We start from the raw sequence: 1169 nt of genomic DNA on the forward strand, positions 1-1169 counted from the left end.
GGAGGATGTCAAGGCCTATTTAGCTGAGAGTGCATCACAGTTAATGTTTCTGCTAGTTGACTAAGGCGATCTTCGAGGTATTTTTTCCGAATTAACAGTTGTCGCAGTTTTTGATAACGAGCGATTGCCATGCTCACACTGGGAACCTGATCTGCTGGACAAGACCTTGACCAAGATTGACCCTGCTCATCCAAGCCACAAAGACGGTAACCAGTACGAGGAGATTGATACGTAACATTAGTATTCGATACCTCAACCCCTTCATCCACATAGTCCATCATCCGGTCACCATTGGCTAGTCTTACGGTCCCCATAGCATCTTGGGGTTGACTCGCTTGAGACTCTAACCAGCCATCAACAATTGGTCCTTCTAGGTATAGGTCTTGAATTTGCCGGAGGATTTTGTGCAGTTCCTGCTGCCAACCCAGAACAATTCCCTCAATGTCTTGCAACAGATTCATTGCCAAAGCTGGGTTAGCACCATGGCGATGGTTTCCCAGTTTAGGGTATTTCAATCTAGGCAGAGTCGGTATCTTCTGTTCATCCTGGCGAGTGGGGAACGGTTGTACTGCCATAGAGAAAGAAGGTTCCTTTTTAGTTCTACGACTTACTACATCTGCTTGTTGGTGATTAGTTTGATCAGCCGCAGCTGGAGATGGTTGTGATGAATCAGTGGCACTAGCTTTTGCTAACTGATTTAGTGTTGTCTCGATCCGTCGCAATTTTGATTTCATGAAGATTGATTTGAGGAAATAATATAGTTGATCTCAAGGGGGAAGATGCCAATTATTCTGAACTATAAGCTCTGTTAATGTTGGCGCAAGCGCGAAGATAAGTCCCAATAGCCTTGAATACTACTAAATTTACCAGTACCAAATTGACCAGTAATTTAATTTTAGTCACCGGACCATCCAGGTCTGGCAAAAGCGAGTGGGCAGAAACCCTGGCCACGCAGACTGGGAAATCGGTAATATACGTTGCTACTGCCACAACCAACCCGGATGATCCAGAGTGGCTGGCCCGGATTGAAAAACATCAGCAGCGACGCCCCAGTTCCTGGACAACCCTTTTGGTACCACTGGACTTGGCAGGAACAATTACCAACTATTCTGACATCAATCACTGCCTGTTAGTAGATTCTCTAGGAACCTGGGTTGCCAATTGCCTAG

Annotated in this window: 2 protein-coding genes; one reads left to right on the top strand and one right to left on the bottom strand. The window is 45.8% G+C overall.

Features of this window, described 5'->3' with window-relative positions; translation table 11 throughout:
* Positions 1-8 precede the first annotated feature (8 nt).
* Positions 9-734 carry a hypothetical protein gene (locus F6K53_RS44155; protein ID WP_075902869.1) on the bottom strand — a complete coding sequence of 242 codons (726 nt, stop codon included), beginning with the start codon at positions 732-734 and terminating at the stop codon, positions 9-11.
* A 113-nt stretch (positions 735-847) separates the two neighbouring features.
* On the opposite strand from F6K53_RS44155, the gene F6K53_RS44160 reads away from it, so the two are divergent.
* Positions 848-1169, top strand: a 322-nt coding sequence (locus F6K53_RS44160) for a bifunctional adenosylcobinamide kinase/adenosylcobinamide-phosphate guanylyltransferase (RefSeq protein WP_293087213.1), incomplete at its 3' end; no start/stop codon positions are given.

Origin of the sequence: Moorena sp. SIO4A1, from assembly GCF_010672065.1 — a bacterium.
GTDB lineage: Bacteria > Cyanobacteriota > Cyanobacteriia > Cyanobacteriales > Coleofasciculaceae > Moorena.